The organism is Halomonas sp. DP5Y7-2, from assembly GCF_019802025.1.
GTDB classification, from domain to species: domain Bacteria; phylum Pseudomonadota; class Gammaproteobacteria; order Pseudomonadales; family Halomonadaceae; genus Halomonas; species Halomonas litopenaei_A.
On the sequence record NZ_JAHVHY010000007.1, the window covers coordinates 196,454 to 214,067 of the forward strand.

A 17,614-nucleotide genomic window follows, 5' to 3' on the forward strand; every position below is an offset into this window, starting at 1 on the left:
GAAGACGCCTGGCGCCGACGATGGCAGGGCGTTTGCACGATAGTCTATCGATGATCGACTTTGGCTTGCTAGGATAAAGACCCGATGACGAGGAGGTGCCCCATGACCGATTCCTTCCATGCCAGCGGAACTGACCATGGCCATGACGATATCGACTTCAAGACCATGATGGGGGATGTCCAGCCACTGCGCCGCAGCCAGAATCGTGCCGATGCAGGTCATCGGCCAGCAGCTCCAACCGAGTCACAGATCGCCAGGCGGCGCCATGCCCTGAGTGGCAACGATGGCGCGGACGGTTTGAGTGACGACTTCGTTGACCTGGTGCCTCCCTATGATCCGCTTGAGTTTCGGCGAGATGGCATTCAGATTGGCGTGATGGAGCGCTTGCGCCAGGGGGGCTACCCGGTGCAGGCCAGCCTGCATCTGTTGCGCAGACCGTTGTACGAGTGCCGTGCCAGCCTGCCGCAGTTTATTCGCGATGCTTACGCTGCTGATCTTCGCTCCGTGCTCATCGTTCACGGGCGCAGCCGAGAGATCGATGGCGCGGCCAATGTGCTGCGATCCTGTCTCGCCAAGTGGCTACCTACGCTGGAGGAGGTTCACGCTTTTGTTTCTGCGCAAGAGGGGGATGGAGGATTGGGCGCTACCTGGGTGATGCTACGCAAGAGCGAGCGTGCGCGATCGGCCAACCGGGAACGCCAGCAAAAACGTCGGGGCTAGTTCTGGTGCTTAGTGTCTCGTCCTTAGTCCTCAGTCCTTAGCCCCTAGTGTCCAGTACCTCTCGGCGGGGACTTGCTGCCAACCCTGACGGTAACAAGCAACCTCTACGTCAATAAGCTTCACCAAACAACAGCGCCGCCCCATTGGGCGGCGCTGTTGTCTTGAACCCTAGGTGACAGCAGATCAGTGCTGGCACATCAGCGGTTCAATGCTCCTGCGTCGTTTGACGTATCAGGCGACGGCGGTGTCACGCTGGCGCTCACGCGCTTCACGCTGGCGGCGAAGGAACATCGGTTCCGGGTTGTCGATAGACACCTGGTAGTGGCGGGAAAAGATGGTCAAGGCATTCAGCGCATCCTCGACGATCTGATCTTCGCGCAGGGAGAAGGCATCGAAGCCACAGCGAGCCATATAGGACAGCTGGTCGATGAGCACATCGCCTACAGCGCGAATTTCCCCGCTGATACCGTACCGTTCCCGCAGCACGCGCGCGAGGGTGTAGCCGCGACCATCGGTGAACTTGGGAAAGTCGATGGCGATCAGTGGCGCCTTGCGCAGCTCGGCCACGGTATCGTCATCCAGCACCGTGTCGCTGGGCAACCAGGGGGCCAGGTCGTCGCGACGCTCAGCGGCGAGCCAGATGTCCAGGCGCACGATGCTGCTGGGCTGGTCGGCAGAGGCTTCGTCTTCCAGGCGAACCCAGGAGTCCTCAGCCAGTCGACGCTCCTTGATGAGCGGACGCTGGGGCGTGTCCTGGAGGGTGGCTTCAGGCTGCATAGACAAACTCCTTGAAGGGTTTCAGGCCGATACGGCGATAGGTGTCGATAAAGGCTTCGTCGGGCTGACGCTCGCCAACATACACCTTGAGCACCTTGTCGATGACGTCCGGCACGTCTTCACGGAAGAACGAGGGGCCAAGGATCTTGCCCAATGACGCTTCGTTGCCCTGGCTGCCACCGAGCGAGATCTGGTAGTACTCCTCGCCTTTCTTGTCGACACCAAGAATACCGATATGGCCAACGTGATGGTGACCGCAGGCGTTCATGCAGCCGGAGATATTGAGGTCCAGCGGGCCGAGGTCATACAGGAAGTCGAGGCTTTCGAAGCGTTCCTGGATGGCTTGAGCCACCGGAATTGACTTGGCGTTGGCCAGGGCGCAGTAGTCACCGCCAGGGCAGCAGATCAGATCGGCCAGGGTGCCCACGGTGGGGTTGGCCAAGCCAAGCGCTTCCAGCTTGTGCCACAGCTCCTCAATCTGGTCCACGGCCACGTCGGACAGCACCAGGTTCTGCTCGTGGGTCACACGCAGTTCGCCGAAGCTGTAGTCGTCAGCCAGATCGGCGATCTGCGCCATCTGCTCTGAGGTGACGTCACCAGGCGACTGTCCGCTGCGCTTGAGAGACAGCGTGACGGCCTTGTACCCAGGCACCTTGTGATCGGTCACATTGTTGGTCACGAAACGGGCAAAGGCGCGGTTGTCGCGGCGCAACGCTTCGAAGGCCTCGATGGCCGATGCGTCCACGTCACGGCGGGGCGGATCGACAAAATGAGCGGCCATGTCGTCCACTGCCTGCTGATTGAGGGTCTGCACGCCGTCCTTCAGGTGCGCCCATTCTTCCTCGACCCGACGGCGCATTTCGTCGACGCCCAGGGCCTTGGTCAGAATCTTGATGCGCGCCTTGAACTTGTTGTCCCGGCGACCGAACTGGTTGTACACCCGCAGTACCGCTTCCAGGTACGTCAGCAGATGCTGCCAGGGCAGGTCTTCGCAGAGCGTCTCGCCAATCATCGGGGTACGCCCCAGGCCGCCTCCGACGAGGACCTTGATGCGCACGTCCCCGGCGTCGTTGCGCCACAGCTTGAGGCCGATGTCGTGCACCTGAATGGCAGCACGGTCCTGGGCAGCGCCGGTCACCGCGATCTTGAACTTGCGCGGCAGGTAGTAGAACTCCGGGTGGAAGGTCGACCACTGGCGAATCAGCTCGCACCAAGGCCGCGGATCCACTTCCTCGTCCCCGGCGATGCCGGAGAACTGGTCGGTGGTGGTGTTGCGGATATCGTTGCCGCTGGTCTGGATGGCGTGCATCTGCACACTGGCGAGCTCCGCCAGCATGTCAGGCACGTCTTCCAGCTTCGGCCAGTTGAGCTGAAGGTTGGTACGCGTCGTGAAATGCCCATAGCCACGATCATAGCGAGCAGCCAGCTCACCGAGCTTGCGCAGCTGGTAAGAGGCCAGCATGCCGTAGGGAATCGCGATGCGCAGCATGGGCGCGTAACGCTGCACGTACAGACCGTTCTGCACCCGAATCGGGAGGAATTCTTCCTCGCTGATCTTGCCTTCGAGATAGCGACGCATCTGGTCACGGAACTGTGCGACGCGTTCGTCGACCAGGGTCTGGTCATGATTGTCGTAGCGATACATTCTGCGCTTTCCTGCAGCCAGGGAATGACGGGACGTTGCGGGTTACTCTACCTGCACGCCATTATGCGATAAAAGAATAAATATTTATAGTTTGGGTGAAAATAGTAATAAGAGGCTTGTCAGCATACCCTCATACCGCCAGTTGTTGCCATCGGCGACGTTGCCAAATGATGGCAAAGCATAGTGAATTGAGGGCGCGATAGCCGAGCTGGCACCACCATACCGCCAATAGGCCAGCACCTTCATGGACGCCGAACCACCAGGCCAGCGGCAAGAACACCAGCCATTGGCACGCCAGGGTCAGCTGCATGACCGTGCGATTGGCCCCGGCACCCAGCAATGCCTGGGTGAACACCAGGGCGACGGCGTCAATCACGATCATCATGGCGGTCAACCGCAACGGGGCAACCCCGAGCGTGATCAGGTCGGGCTCGTGCAGGAACAGGCCCAGGACGGCGTGGGGAATCGTCAACATGGGGAGGGCCAGAAGGGCGAGCAGTAGCCAGGCCACCCTGACCGTGTCCCAGCCCCAGCGATGGGCCTTTTCCGGCGAGGCATTGCCCAGCGCTTCCCCCACTAGACTCATCGCCGCCATGCCCAGGCCAACACCCGGCAGAATCAACAGTAGCGACAGGTTGACCAGAACATGGCCGACCGCGACGCTGGCGGTATCGATCTGGCCAAGAATCCAGAATAGCACGGCGTAGCCGGCCGCAAACCAGAGCTGCTGAAAGGAGTGTGGGGTGGCGAGGCGAAGCGTCGTTGCCAGTGTCCTGGGGCAGGGGCGACGGGGCGTTCCCGCGCGGCGGCTGAGCCAGGCCCAGATGCCGAGACCGACTAACAGCGACAGGCTGCTGCCCAGGCCAGCGCCACTCACGCCCATGGCCGGCAGTCCCCAATAGCCAAAGATGAGTCCAACGCTTGCCACCAGGTTGACCGCCTGCATGATCAGCATGATGCGCAGGTACAGCCCGGTCTGCTGGATACCGTTCCAGTAGCCTCGATAGCAGAAGATCATGGCCACCGGCAGCAACGCTATCACCCGCCAGCGAAAGTAGCTCACGGCGAGAGCAGAGACGGCGCCATCATCATTCAGCCAACCGATGAGGGTTGGGGCCTGCCATAGACACAGCAGCATGAGAGGCAGACCAAGCAGGGCGGCCAGCGCCAGTCCAGATACCAGGGGTTCTGCACGAGGATCGCGAGATCCCGCGCTGACATCCGCCTCTCCGTGACGCCTGGCAACCTGGGCCTGGACTCCGGAGGACAGCCCAAACAGGCAGGCCGTGACCATGAACATGGCATACCCTCCCACCCCTGCGGCGGCCAGTTCCGTCTCGCCTAGCCGCCCTATCAGAGCGGCGTCCACCAGGTTCATCAGGCTCTGGCTAAGCATGCCCGCCATGATGGGGAGCGCCAGCCGCAGGATCATGTTCCAGCGGCTGAGCTCTGGCAGCAGCTTGCAGGTTGACGCCACGCGCATCAGGTGTCGTAGGACAGCACGGGCGAGAGCCAGCGCTCCATCTCGTCCAGCGCCATGCCCTTGCGGGTCGCCAGTGTCTCTACCTGGTCGCGGGTAATCTTGCCGGTAGAGAAGTACTTTGACTGCGGGTGCGAGAAATACCAGCCGGATACCGCTGCGGCGGGCCACATGGCGAAGCTTTCGGTCAGCTCGAGTCCGCTGTTGGCAGGGGCATCAAGCAAGCGGAACAGGGTGGCTTTCTCGGTATGGTCCGGGCAGGCAGGGTAGCCAGGGGCCGGTCGAATACCCTGATACTTCTCGGCAATCAGCGCTTCGTTGTCCAGCTGCTCTTCCGGTACGTAGGCCCAGAACTCCTTGCGTACCCGCTCATGCATCAGTTCGGCGAAGGCTTCCGCAAGGCGGTCGGCCAGGGCCTGAACCATGATGGCGTTGTAGTCATCACCGCGGGCCTTGTACTCGTTGGACAGGGCCTCGACGCCATGTCCTGCGGTGACGGCGAAGCCACCGATCCAGTCCGGCGTCCCGCTGTCCTTGGGGGCGACAAAGTCTGCCAGGCTATAGCAGACCCCCTCGCGGTTCTTGGTAGTCTGTTGGCGAATGTGATGCAGTCGTTCGATCACCTCGCTGCGGCTGTCATCGGCGTAGACCTCGATGACATCATCATCCACCGTATTGGCCGGCCACAGGCCAATCACGCCGCGGGCCTTGATGCGCCCCTCGTCGATCAACTTGCGCAGCATGACTTGAGCCTCGTCGAACAGCTGGCGTGCAGCCTCGCCGACGATCTCATCGTCCAGGATCTTCGGGAACTTGCCGACCAGCTCCCAGCTCATGAAGAAAGGCGTCCAGTCAATCCGTGCGACCAGGTCGTCAAGATCATAGTCGTCGAAGACCTTGAGGCCGGTGAAGGTCGGTGCCGGGGGGGTGTATCCCTGCCAGTCCAGCACGGGCTTGCGGGCGCAGGCGTCACGGTAGGAAAGGTCCGCTGCCTTGGGGCGGCGCTTGGCGTTGCGCTCGCGTACCTTTTCATACTCCTCACGCACTTCCTTGACGTAACTTTCCTTGAGGCCAGGAGACAGCAGGCGACCCGCGACGCCCACGGCGCGCGAGGCATCGGTCACGTAGATGACCGGCTCATCATACTGGGGCTCGATCTTGACCGCGGTGTGGGCCTTTGACGTGGTCGCGCCCCCGATCAGCAGCGGCAGCGAAAAGCCCTGTCGCTGCATTTCCTTGGCCACGTGCACCATCTCGTCCAGGGACGGCGTGATCAGTCCGGACAAGCCAATGATATCGGCGTTCTCCTCACGGGCCGTCTTCAGGATCTTGTCGGCAGGCACCATGACGCCAAGGTCGATGACCTCATAGTTGTTGCACTGAAGCACCACACCGACGATGTTCTTGCCGATGTCGTGGACGTCGCCCTTCACCGTGGCCATGACGATCTTGCCCTTGGCCTGGGTGTCCTCGCTCTTCTCCGCTTCGATATAGGGGATCAGATAGGCGACGGCCTGCTTCATCACTCGCGCCGACTTGACCACCTGGGGCAGAAACATCTTGCCGGCGCCGAACAGGTCGCCCACCACGTTCATGCCGTCCATCAACGGCCCTTCGATGACCTCGATAGGGCGGCTGGCTCTCTGGCGGGCCAGCTCCGTGTCCTCTTCAATGAAGGCAGTGATGCCTTTCACCAACGCGTGTTCAATGCGTTTTTCCACTTCCCAGCTGCGCCACTCCAGATCCTCCTTCTTGTCGCCGCTGGAGCCATCGCCGCGGTACTGATCGGCAATATCGAGGAGGCGTTCAGTGCTGTCGTCACGGCGGTTTAGGACAACGTCCTCGACCGCTTCACGCAGGGCTTCGGGCAGGTCGTCATACACCGCCAGCTGCCCCGCGTTGACGATCCCCATGGTCAGGCCCGCGCGAATGGCGTGGTACAGAAAGACCGAGTGGATGGCCTCGCGCACGGGATTGTTACCGCGAAACGAGAAGGACACATTGGATACGCCGCCGGAGACCATGGCATGGGGCAGATGTTCACGAATCCAGCGGGTGGCCTCGATGAAATCGACGGCGTAGTTGTTGTGCTCCTCGATGCCGGTGGCAATGGCAAAGATGTTGGGGTCGAAGATGATGTCTTCAGCAGGAAAGCCGATGTCATGGACGAGCACGTTGTAGGCTCGCTGACAGATCTCCGTCTTGCGCGCGAAGGTGTCCGCCTGGCCGGTTTCATCGAACGCCATGACGACGACCGCGGCGCCATGCCGGCGACACTCGGTGGCCTGGTGGCGGAAAGCGTCTTCGCCTTCCTTGAGCGAGATCGAGTTGACCACTGCCTTGCCTTGAATGCACTTCAGGCCCGCCTCGATGATGTCCCACTTGGAGGAGTCGACCATGATCGGCACGCGAGCAATGTCCGGCTCCCCGGCGATCAGGTTGAGGAAGCGCACCATGGCATCCTTGGACTCGAGCATGCCCTCGTCCATGTTGATATCGATCACCTGGGCGCCGTTCTCGACCTGCTCAAGTGCCACCTCGAGCGCAGTGGTGTAATCCTCTTCCTTGATCAGGCGCTTGAAGCGCGCCGAGCCGGTGACGTTGGTGCGCTCACCGACGTTCACAAACAGCGAGTCATGTTCGATGTTGAACGGCTCGAGGCCTGACAGGCGGCAGGCGCGGCTGCGCTGTGGAATCTGACGCGGCGTCAGGTCTTTGATGGCACGGTGGATCGCCGCAATGTGTTCCGGTGTGGAGCCACAGCAGCCGCCGATGATATTCACCAGGCCGCTGCGTGCGAACTCGGCCACGATGGCGGCCATCTCTTCAGGCGTCTGGTCGTATTCGCCAAATTCGTTGGGCAGGCCAGCGTTGGGGTGAGCCGATACGAAGGTGTCGGCCTTGGTGGACAGCTCCTCGATGTACGGCCGCAGCTCTTCAGCGCCCAGGGCGCAATTGAGGCCCACGGTCAGCGGCTGGGCGTGGCGCACGGAGTTCCAGAATGCCTCGGTCGTCTGCCCTGACAAGGTGCGGCCTGACGCGTCGGTGATGGTGCCCGAAATCATTACCGGCAGGCGCTGGCCGGTTTCGTCGAAGATCTCCTCCAGCGCGTAGATCGCGGCCTTGGCGTTCAGGGTATCGAAGATCGTTTCGATCATGATCAGATCGGCGCCACCGTCGATCAATGCCAGAGCCGCCTCGCGGTAGTTGTCGCGCAGAGCATCGAAGGTCACGTTTCGCTTGGCGGGGTCATTCACGTCTGGAGACAGGGACGCCGTCCGCGACGTCGGGCCCAGTACACCGGCGACGTAGCGAGCTACCCCAGTGTCCGCCTCGACCTCATCACACACCTGGCGGGCCAGACGAGCCGCTTCGCGGTTGAGCTCGGGCACCAGGGCTTCCATGCCATAGTCGGACTGCGACAGGCGGGTCGCATTGAAGGTATTCGTCTCGAGAATATCGGCGCCGGCCAGCAGGTAGTCGCGGTGAATCCGCGATACCAGGTCCGGGCAGGTCAGGACCAGCAGATCGTTATTACCCTTGACGTCCGAGGGCCAGTCCTTGAAACGCTCTCCACGAAACTCTTCTTCGCTCAGCGCTGCATTCTGCAGCATGGTTCCCATGCCACCATCCAGCATGAGGATGCGCTGGGAAAGGCTGTCGACGAGGCGGGCGGTCTGAGCGGTTGGTGCGGCTACGGCCATGGGAAGGTGGGTCTCCAGCTGGACGCTAGTCAGGTCGACTGACGCAGAATTTTTTATATGCCACCGCTTGCGTTGGCGTGGCTCGGCCCCCATGTGATTGGCGCAGACATGGCAAGTCGCCGGGGGATCCGTTCGAAAGGCGCACATCTTACCAAAGCGCTGGCCGTGGCGGCAGGGGCAATGGCGCTGTTGTCGCGATGCCGGATCCGTTCACCGTTGCGAGACATTCTTGAGTGTTTTACTCGGGATTGAGTCTGGGCCAGCTTGGGCTTACCATGCAGTCATCCAACCCGCAGTGGCCACGAGCCTTGAGTCAAGGCGGGGCGAACCAGTGAGAGAGCCATGAGCGAGAACATCCAGATCACCGACAGCGCACAGGATTACCTGGCCGAACTGCTCGAGAAGCAGAACGTCGACGGTATTGCGGTGCGGATTTTTATCACCCAGCCGGGTACCCCCTACGCAGAAACGTGTCTGGCCTACTGTCGTCCGGGTGAGGAAGAGCCCAGTGACGAGCGGCTTGAGCTCGACAAGATCGCCGTCTACCTGGACGCCAACAGCATTCCGTTCCTGGAGGAGGCCGTTGTCGACTTCAATGCGGATCGCATGGGTGGGCAGCTGACGATCAAGGCGCCCAACGCTAAGATGCCGAAGGTCAATGCCGACAGCCCGCTCGAGGATCGTATCAATTACATCCTGTACAGCGAAATCAACCCGGGCCTGGCCGCCCATGGTGGCGAGATCAAGCTGATCCAGCTGACCGACGATCAGGTGGCCGTGCTGGCCTTCGGTGGTGGCTGCCAGGGCTGTGCCGCGGTCGACCTGACGCTAAAGGAAGGGGTCGAAAAGACCTTGATGGAGCGGATTCCCGAGCTTGCCGGTATCCGTGACGTCACCGATCACACCGATACCACCAACGCCTATTATCGGTAAGTCATGCTCAGTTGATCGTCGGCCGCGATGGCTGGCGAGGCATCGGCGTCACCCATCTGTATGCCGAATGCAAAAAGCGCCGCTCTCTGGAGCGGCGCTTTTTTTATGGAGCACAGGGCGCGTCAGCTGTCGCGGCCTTGGTCTCGCTTGAGCTTGGATTCATCATTTGGTGAGGCAGCATCTTGCTCCCGCTGCTGCCGAGCCAGCGCCCAGATCTTCTCGTCGAGCTTTTCTTCCAGTCCCTTCAGTCGCTCTGTGTGGCTCGCTATCAGGCGACGCTGCTCCTCGATGCGTTCGTTGAGCAAATCCACTTCATGTCCGCGTGCGCGCAGCGCCTCTTCCGAACGAGATCGCTCCAGCTGCGTTTCTCGATGCCGTTTTTCCTCATCCGCAAGCTCCCCGCGCAGGGCGTGTAGCTGCTGCTGTAGCGTGTCGTGGCGCTGCTCGGCTTGCTTCAAGCGCTGGGCATGGGATTTCTCCAGCGCCTGTCGCTCGCGACGGGCTTCGTCCAGCATCGCCATCAGGCGTGCCTCTGCCGCTTCGTGACGCTGCTCTTCCTGGGCGAGCTTCTCGCGCTGCTGTTGCTGCTGCTCCTCCAGCGCACGCTGGAATTCCCTTGCTTCCTGCTCCTTGTCCTGTTGCAGGCGCTCGAGTTGATCCTGTTGCTGGCTACGGCGCTCGCGCTCCTTGGTCAGCAGCTCCTCCAGTCCCTGCTTTGCCGATGTCAGGTGAGCCGCCTCACTGGCAGCCTCCTGCAGGCGCGCTTCCACCGAGGAAAGGTGGGCAGCAAGGGCGCTCTCGCGCTGCTCCGCGTCTTCCGCGCGACGGTGGGCGGTAGCGACCTTCTCCAGTGCCGCCTCGACGTTACGGTCAGCTTCCTGGCGGTAATGGGCGAGGTTCTCGGCTGCCGCTTCCTGTGCCTTGGTCCATAACTCTTCTGCCAGTGACACGAGTTCTGCGGGCATCCCCTGAGGCGGTGGCACATCACGCCGCTCCTCACGCCGAGACCGCCATTCGCGCAGATGCTCGCTGATGGTGGTGAAGCTGCCAGTCCCAAGCACTTCGCGGATCTTCTGAACGCTAGGGGCTTCCTGCTGCTTCAGCAGAGTGTCCACCGCTCGCTGTACGTCGTCGTAGGTAATCCCTGTGCGGGCCATCGGGGTCTCCTTGAGCGGGCATGTTAGCGCCAGCGGCAGATCATGCCTGAATGCGGGGGTGCTGACTACGATCCAGTGTGTCCATTGGCCACGGCGGCGACCGCGGCCCATCGCCTCAGCGCTGTGCATGCGACGATTCTAGTGTAATTACACTACATACGTAAACGTAATAATATTTATGATAACGCCTGAAAAATCAAGATTACGCGCCTTATCTTGAATAATTGTCGCTGTAGGGGCAGCATGGAAGGGGCAGGGAGGGAGTTCAATCCATGGTGGTGACGGGCTTTATCAATGGCAGATAACGACAGATCTGGCGGAGGTGGCATGGCTGCCTGGCGCGCGGAGTCTTCTCAGTGGCTGGCAGCGCGGGAGGCGGATCGCCCAGGCGCGCTAATCGAGGCTAATGACGACTGGGAGGCTGTCACCTGCTGGTTGCAGGAGTACGCGGCAAGCCCGCAAACCCTCAGGGCCTACCGACGGGAGGCTGAGCGGCTGCTGCTGTGGCTGGCCGAGCGCCAGCAGGTCCTCGCGGGTTTGCGTCGCGCCGACATCGACGAGTTCGAACGATTCCTGGCCAACCCGGTGCCTGCGGAGCACTGGGTTGGGCCGACCAGGCCGCGCCAAGATCCACGCTGGAGGCCCTTTCGCGGGCCTCTGTCACCGTCGAGTCGGCGCCAGAGCCTGGTGATCCTGCAGGGCATGATGGCCTGGCTGGTGGAGGCCGGTTGGCTGTCGCGCAATCCGTTTCGATTGATGCGCGACAAGCGGCGGAGGCTCAATAATGGCCAGCGCAGGATCGAACGCTATCTGGAGCGTGCGTTATGGGACTGGCTATGGTCCTGGGCGAGTCGCCCGTTGCCTTTACTGGCGACGCAGCGCATGCGCTACCTTTGGTTCAGGCGCAGGCTGATACTGGGTTTTGGCTATCTATTGGCCCCGCGCATCAGCGAAATGAGCGCCGCACGCTTTGATGACATCGTTTCGAGAGAGGGGCGGTGGTGGTGGCAGGTCGTCGGCAAGGGGCAAAAGTTTGCCCAGATTCCGGTACCACCAGACATGCAGGAGCTGTTGGAGGAAGCCCGCTCGCTCTATGGAGTGTCAGATGCCTTGGGCACAGCGCAAGGTCCGATCTTGCGTCGACTCGATGGCCAGACACCGCTGGGCGACAACCAGCTCTATCGGATGATTCGCCAGACCTTTCGCGAGGCAGCAGAGGCGCTGGAAGAGGAGGGCGGTGAGGCGCGCTACGTTGCCCAACTGCGCGAGGCTACGCCACACTGGCTGAGGCATACCGGGCTGACCCATCAGGCCCAGGCCGGGGTGGAGCTGCGCTACCTGGCTGAGACTGCGCGTCATTCACGCCTGGACACAACGGCGATCTACCTTCACTCGGAAGATGAAGAGTGGCACCGTCAGCAGTCCCTGCACCGATTGACGCGTTAGCCATGGCCAGCATGGCCAGGCGTCTGGCTGGGATTTCAGAGGCTGGGTTCTACGAGGACTGGTTTCAGGAACAATCTGACAGAACGGTTTCAGGGCCTGAAATGGCCGCGCTTACGCGCGAGATAGCGATCGGCGTGCTCGGTCAGTGCCTTGACGTCTGACTTGTAGCCGCGATCTAGCTGGTAGGCTGCCACGGCAAGTGCCAGTGTGGCGGCCAGCATGATCAGCATGGCGATGTGAAAGGTCATTACTTATCCCTCCAGGTCAGCAGGGCCTTTGCATAGGATGCCACGAGTGCGAGCCCGAAGCCAATACAGGCACCCCATAGCGGCTTTGCGGTGTTGGCCACGACCAGGGTGGCATGACTGTCCTTGTCGGCAAAGAACAGGGCGATCAAGGACAATGCACCCACGGTGGTGCCTGCTCGGTCCGCCAGGTCAAGCAAATTGGTCAGGATTGCCGCACGCTTGGCCCGTCGCTGGGCGGCCAGGTGCGCGATGATGTCTTCCAGTTGCTGCGATGTCAGCCCACGTTCGTGCTCAGGCGTTTCCTTGCCAGCCAAGGCATGGCGCGAGCGAGCGTCTTCCAGGTAGCGGTCAAGTTGCTTCTCGAGAGCGGCAAGCCGACGGTCGCGGGGCTGTCGTTTTCCCGGTCCTTCGGGAGGGTGTTCTGCCATATAGACTCCGTGGCGGCGCTAAAGCCCAGTTCTAAAATGCCCAGTTCTGAAAGCCCAGCTCTGAAAAGCCCGTTTCTGAAAAGCCCAGCTCGTGAAACCGGGCCGCTAACACCTACTTGCCAGAACGAGTGGCGAATACCCGGCCGTTATAACCGGGTTGTCATGCCCGATGTATTACGACCGAGACATCAAGTCGACGCATCACAGCGAGTCACCACGTTGTGGCCAGGTATCCGATGTTACCGACAATGGAGCATGGTCGAGCGTTTCCGAGCCTGGCTTATCGCCGATAGCGATACCATGCATTCATCGCTGGGGGTAAAGCGGCTACAGTCTAGCACGCTCGCTGTCGTCTTCATGTCCGCGGTAGGTCTTCATGTTCGCAGTAGAAGGGTGGCCGCGGGAGGGACGACGCCGGGGGCGTGGTAAAGGTATACTGGCGCGAGCTATTTCAGGGAGTTTCCATGACCACTACCGCGGAACAGGCCCAGCAGGAGCTGCTGGAAGAATTCGAGTTGTTCGACAACTGGATGGATCGCTATCAGTACATCATCGACATGGGCAAGGCGCTGCCGCCCTTTGCTGAAGAAGACAAGCGGGATGAGCTAAAGATCCAGGGCTGTCAGTCAAATGTGTGGATGCGCCACGAGCGTCAGGGCGACCTGCTGCACTTCGCTGCCGTTTCGGATGCGGCTATCGTATCTGGGCTGATTGCGGTGCTGCTGCGGATTTACAATGAGCGCACGCCATCCGACATCCTCGCCACCAGTCCTCATTTTCTCAAGGATCTGGGGCTCGACAAGCACCTGTCGCCGACCCGTAGTAACGGACTCAATGCGATGCTGCAGAGGATTTATCGCGTCGCCGAGCAAGAGGCGGCGTAACGGTCCGGCAAGGTCGAGCGCTAGAGATACACGAAAGCTGTCGCTCCGCCGGGCTTGGCAGAGTCAAGGGAGTGTTGCGTAGGCCCGCCAAGCGCCGCGACTCGTCTGCGTAGGCATTTATGCAGTGTCTCCCTATAGGTTCCGCTAAGGGCGAGGCCGAAAATGATCATCCAGCTCAGGATCATCGCGACACAGCTGTTCACTGGGCCCGCCCGGCACGGGATCGATGCCACCCTCGGCACCGGGATGACAGCGAAGTATGCGTTTCACTGCCAACCACCCACCCCGCAGTGGGCCATGCACGACGATGGCTTCATGGCTGTAGTGAGAGCAGCTCGGCCAGTAGCGACAGCGTGGCCCCAGCACCGGACTGATCACCGTCTGATAGACACGGATGACACCGAGCAGTGGCAGTGACAGCCAGCGCTTGATCCCCTGTTGACGGGGGAGTGCTAGCTCTCCAGGTGTCTGCTGCAAAGGAGCCGAGGGGGAGGCGTCTGCATGCTCCTCGCCACAGCAACAGCCTGCATGATGCTGTAGAAGGGGCGGCGGCGGAGCAGGGCGGGCGCCATGCTGTGCCGGAGTGCCCGTCTCGCCCGTGTGAGGGTCGACCCGGTTACCATCGCTCACCTGGGCAGTGCTTGATTGACTGCCACGGCGTGCATCACTTCTTGTTGTAGAGCTCATTGGGGTCCATCAGCGGGGCGCTGGTGATGCGCGCCTGCTGGTCCTCCAGTCCCACGTAGAAGCAGCTACGACGTCCGGTGTGACAGGCAGGTCCGGTCTGATCGACCTGAAGCAGCAGGGTGTCGCCATCACAGTCCAGCGAAGCGCTTCTCAAATGCTGCTGCTGCCCGGAGGTCTCCCCTTTGCGCCACAGTTTGCTGCGCGAGCGTGAGTAATAGCATACGCGCCCAGTGCTCAGGGTTTCCTGCAGGGCCTCGCGGTTCATCCACGCCATCATCAGCACCTCGCCACTATCGTGCTGCTGGGCAATGGCAGGCAGCAGCCCGTCCCCATTGAAACGAACGTGGTTCAGCACCTCTTCGAGGGAGTGGCAGCTGTCCTTGGGTTCGCTCTCGAGGCGTTTCATGAAATCGCTCATGGGGCTCCGTTGTCGGTGGAATGGGTAGAGGTTCCATTGTGGGCTGAGCTATCGTCGCCGCGGGATTGGCACTGCTGGCACAGGCCGTGAAGCTCGATGGTCTGACGCTGTACCTTGAAACCCAGGGATCGAGCTCGTGCGGACAACTCCTCATTGATATCGTCCAGATGCAGTTCTTCCACGAGCCCGCACTGACGGCAGATCAGCAGTTGAAAGCGATGAGCATGCTCAGGACACGGGCATGCCACATAGGCATTGGAGGACTCGATGCGGTGGACCAGCCCCTGTTCGATCAGAAACTCCAGAGCACGATAGACCGTCGGCGGCCGCGCGGCCGCATGGTCCTTGGCCAGCCGGTCCAGAAGATCATAAGCCTTCAGTCCACCGCAGGCGTCGGCAATAAGCTCGAGCACGCGGCGACGAATCGGCGTGAAGCGTACACCACGTCGGGCGCAGTGTTCTTCAGCCTGTTGCAGCAGGGCGGTATCGGTCATGGGGGCCTAAAAGTGCAAATCCAGATGTCAGTCTACCTGCTGGCTCAGGTGCGAGCCAGCAAGCAGGCGGGTCAGATGGCTTCGGCTGGGCTGTCCTGCAGCTCTCCTTGGCGAGCAAAATGGTGCTGGGCGAAGGCGACCCGTTCGGCTGCATTGCGCGACGTTGTCTGTGCCTCGATCAGGTCCAGGCGACGACGCAACCCCTCACCGTTGGCCATCTGGATGGCCAGGCCTGGCCTCGCGTTGAGCTCAAGCAGCATCGGGCCGCGATCTCGGTCGAGCACCATATCGGTACCCAAGTAGCCAAGACCGGTCATTTCAAAGCAGCCGGAGGCCAGCTCCAGCAAGGTGGTCCAGCCGGTAATTTGCAAGCTGGCCAACTCGTGCCCGGTATCGGGATGGTCGGTGCGCGCGCGGTCAAACTGGACGCCGCGAACAGCTCGTCCGCTGGCGATATCGATGCCGACGCCTACTGCCCCCTGGTGGAGGTTAGCCTTACCATCCGAAGCAGCAGTGGACAGGCGCATCATCGCCATGACGGGATATCCCTGAAACACGATGACGCGAATATCCGGCACACCTTCATAGGTGTAAGCCGCGAAGGAAGTGTCGAAGTTGATCAGCGCCTCGACCAGCGCCACATCGGGTGCTCCGCCGAGGGAGTAAAGACCGGAGAGGATGTTCGAGACGTGCCTCTCGATGTCCTCGATATCGAGCTCGGCGCCGCTTGGCTTGATGAAATGCCGGCCTTCGACACGTTCGATCACCAGGATGCCCTTGCCGCCGCTGCCCTTGGCCGGCTTGATGACGAAGCCATTATGGCCCGCCAGCATGTCGCCAATCCGCTTGACGCCGAACTGGGTAGACACCGTGCCGATCAACTCGGGGGTGGTGATGCCATACTCCTGAGCGAGCAGTTTGGTTTTGAGCTTGTCGTCCACCAGGGGGTAAAGCTTGCGGCTATTGTATCGGCCGATGTAGCGGATGTTGCGCCGGTTCATACCGATAATCCCCTTGGCCCTCAGCTTGCCTGGGCTGGTCCAATCACGCATGAATCAGTCCTCCGTCACCGGCTTGAAGCGCCGGAGTTCGAGCAGGCGATAGCCGGTGTAGTTGCCCAGCAGCAGGATGAAGGCCATCAGGATCAGCTGCAGCCCGAGGAAGTTGAAGGTGATATGGCGAATCCAGGGATTGTTCATGGCCAGGTAAGCCAGCACCGCTGTCAGCAGACTGCCACCACCCTGAATCAGTACCTGCTTGGGGCCTTCTTCCTCCCACAGGATGGACATTCTTTCTATGGTCCAGGACAGAATGATCATCGGGAAGAAGGTGATCGTGAGGCCGGCATTGAGCCCGAATCGATAGGACAAGACCGTGAAGATGGAGATGATGGCGATGACCGTTATGATCACCGCCGTCACCCTCGCCACCAGCAATAGATTCAGGTGCGACAGGTAGCTACGAATCACCAGGCCTACCGCTACCACCAGCAGGAAGCCAATCAGGCCGGTCAGCAGGGATGTCTGGATGAAGGCCAGGGCAATCAGCACGGGCATGAAGGTGCCCGAGGTCTTGATTCCCACCAGTACCCGCAGCAGCACCACCACCAGAGCGCCGATGGGAATCAGCAGGATGGTCTGGAACAGCGCCTGTTCTTCCAACGGCAGGCTGTGGATCGAGAAGTTGAGCAGGGTGTCACTGTCTTCCGCCAGCTGGCTTCTGACCGCTGCCGCAGCGGGCTGATTGCGGACCAGCATGGAGAAGGAAATCCGCGAGTCGCTGCCGCCTTCCACTTCCAGAACAGCGTTGCCGGCGCTTTCCCACATCAGCAGGTTGTCGGGTTTGCCCTGTTCACCGGTGGCAGGGTTGAACAGGGCGCGCTGGTCACCGTCGTAGACTTCGATCCAGGAAGTCAGACTCTGGCGGCGGCGTCCGCTCTCGAGCATCAGGCCGTTGACTTCACGCGCGGCAACTCCCGCCTGGTTGAGCAGACGGACGGCGAGGGGGACACGATCAAACTGAGTCAGCAGCAGACGGGCGTTCTCGCCCTGACGGTTGTCCGCAAATTCGCTCAGCAGTTCCCGGGCGAAGGTGAAGGCATCCGAGGAGCGGTCCCAGGCACGGTCGATGACCTGCTGGGCGGCAGTATCGTAGGGCCGTTGCCACGCCACATCGCTGACGGGCGGAGGCGGAGGCGGCTCTGATGCCTTGCGTCCGCCTTCGGTCACCAGGACCTGGGCCGTGTAATAGAGACGCTGGTCACCGCTGGCTTCACGGGTGGACCATTCCGCACGGCGCGCGCCATCCTGCTGCAGGAAGGCAAGCCCGTAGCCCGGGGACGCGGTGTGTTCAGTCAGCACCCGGAAACCCGGTTGGGAGGAGGGCAGAGCCATGTCCACCTTGGCCGGCTTGCCATCGCCATCAAAGGTGACCTGAGCCTCGATTTCCCAGACCTGGCGCTGTTCACCCGGGGTCCATGGCACCTCGAATTCCACGTGGCGATGGATGCTTGTAGCGATGCCGACCACCATCAGCAGGGCGACGATCAGATAAAAGGGCAATCTGGACATGGGTCTTCCTTAAACGGGAGCGA

General features: G+C 61.2%; 16 protein-coding genes. 4 read left to right on the forward strand and 12 right to left on the reverse strand.

The features are described from left to right. The first annotated feature begins 102 nt into the window (after positions 1-102). On the forward strand, positions 103-720 hold the full coding sequence (smrA, locus tag KUW18_RS14730; protein WP_206938818.1) for a DNA endonuclease SmrA: 618 nt from the start codon (positions 103-105) through the stop codon (positions 718-720). Between the two features lie 231 nt (positions 721-951). Here the strand turns inward: smrA and KUW18_RS14735 are convergent, their stop codons facing one another. The 4 genes from KUW18_RS14735 to metH form a co-directional block, all read right to left on the reverse strand. After that, on the reverse strand, positions 952-1,497 hold the full coding sequence (locus tag KUW18_RS14735) for a DUF934 domain-containing protein (RefSeq protein WP_206938816.1): 546 nt from the start codon (positions 1,495-1,497) through the stop codon (positions 952-954). Then, on the reverse strand, positions 1,487-3,142 hold the full coding sequence (locus tag KUW18_RS14740; RefSeq protein ID WP_206938814.1) for a nitrite/sulfite reductase: 1,656 nt from the start codon (positions 3,140-3,142) through the stop codon (positions 1,487-1,489). Before KUW18_RS14740 ends, KUW18_RS14735 begins: the two co-directional genes overlap by 11 nt. Positions 3,143-3,272: 130 nt before the next feature. Next, positions 3,273-4,625, reverse strand: a complete 1,353-nt coding sequence (locus KUW18_RS14745; protein ID WP_206938812.1) for an MATE family efflux transporter — start codon at positions 4,623-4,625, stop codon at positions 3,273-3,275. Next, a complete protein-coding gene (gene metH, locus KUW18_RS14750) occupies positions 4,625-8,326 on the reverse strand; it encodes a methionine synthase (protein WP_206938811.1) in 3,702 nt (1,233 codons plus the stop codon). The genes KUW18_RS14745 and metH overlap by 1 nt, the downstream gene beginning before the upstream one ends. Before the next feature lie 342 nt (positions 8,327-8,668). Between metH and nfuA the strand changes: the two genes are divergently transcribed. Then, positions 8,669-9,259, forward strand: coding sequence for a Fe-S biogenesis protein NfuA (gene nfuA / locus KUW18_RS14755; protein ID WP_206938806.1), 591 nt, complete (start codon positions 8,669-8,671; stop codon positions 9,257-9,259). Between the two features lie 122 nt (positions 9,260-9,381). Here the strand turns inward: nfuA and KUW18_RS14760 are convergent, their stop codons facing one another. Beyond that, positions 9,382-10,416 carry a DNA-binding protein gene (locus KUW18_RS14760; protein ID WP_206938796.1) on the reverse strand — a complete coding sequence of 345 codons (1,035 nt, stop codon included), beginning with the start codon at positions 10,414-10,416 and terminating at the stop codon, positions 9,382-9,384. A gap of 327 nt (positions 10,417-10,743) precedes the next feature. Here KUW18_RS14760 and KUW18_RS14765 point away from each other — a divergent pair, with 327 nt between their 5' ends. Then, positions 10,744-11,862: a tyrosine-type recombinase/integrase gene (locus tag KUW18_RS14765; protein ID WP_206938777.1), complete on the forward strand. Its 1,119-nt coding sequence runs from the start codon at positions 10,744-10,746 to the stop codon at positions 11,860-11,862. An 89-nt stretch (positions 11,863-11,951) separates the two neighbouring features. On the opposite strand, the gene KUW18_RS14770 is transcribed toward KUW18_RS14765, so the two are convergent. Both KUW18_RS14770 and KUW18_RS14775 read right to left on the reverse strand, forming a co-directional pair. After that, a complete protein-coding gene (locus KUW18_RS14770) occupies positions 11,952-12,110 on the reverse strand; it encodes a hypothetical protein (RefSeq protein ID WP_206938775.1) in 159 nt (52 codons plus the stop codon). Further along, positions 12,110-12,538, reverse strand: coding sequence for a hypothetical protein (locus KUW18_RS14775; RefSeq protein ID WP_206938773.1), 429 nt, complete (start codon positions 12,536-12,538; stop codon positions 12,110-12,112). Before KUW18_RS14775 ends, KUW18_RS14770 begins: the two co-directional genes overlap by 1 nt. 464 nt (positions 12,539-13,002) lie before the next feature. Between KUW18_RS14775 and KUW18_RS14780 the strand changes: the two genes are divergently transcribed. Further along, positions 13,003-13,422, forward strand: coding sequence for a SufE family protein (locus KUW18_RS14780; protein ID WP_206938771.1), 420 nt, complete (start codon positions 13,003-13,005; stop codon positions 13,420-13,422). Between the two features lie 144 nt (positions 13,423-13,566). Here the strand turns inward: KUW18_RS14780 and yidD are convergent, their stop codons facing one another. From yidD to KUW18_RS14805, 5 genes are all read right to left on the reverse strand, one after another. Continuing rightward, entirely contained in the window at positions 13,567-13,854 is a 288-nt protein-coding gene (yidD, locus tag KUW18_RS19820; protein WP_315899984.1) for a membrane protein insertion efficiency factor YidD, read from the reverse strand. Between the two features lie 232 nt (positions 13,855-14,086). Beyond that, entirely contained in the window at positions 14,087-14,527 is a 441-nt protein-coding gene (gene hisI, locus KUW18_RS14790) for a phosphoribosyl-AMP cyclohydrolase (RefSeq protein WP_206938761.1), read from the reverse strand. Continuing rightward, entirely contained in the window at positions 14,524-15,021 is a 498-nt protein-coding gene (locus KUW18_RS14795; RefSeq protein WP_206938751.1) for a transcriptional repressor, read from the reverse strand. The genes hisI and KUW18_RS14795 overlap by 4 nt, the downstream gene beginning before the upstream one ends. A 71-nt stretch (positions 15,022-15,092) precedes the next feature. Further along, the gene (locus KUW18_RS14800; protein ID WP_206938750.1) at positions 15,093-16,073 is read right to left on the reverse strand and encodes an alpha-L-glutamate ligase-like protein; all 981 of its coding nucleotides are present in this window, start codon (positions 16,071-16,073) and stop codon (positions 15,093-15,095) included. Between the two features lie 3 nt (positions 16,074-16,076). Continuing rightward, on the reverse strand, positions 16,077-17,591 hold the full coding sequence (locus KUW18_RS14805) for an inactive transglutaminase family protein (protein WP_206938748.1): 1,515 nt from the start codon (positions 17,589-17,591) through the stop codon (positions 16,077-16,079). Positions 17,592-17,614 lie beyond the last annotated feature (23 nt).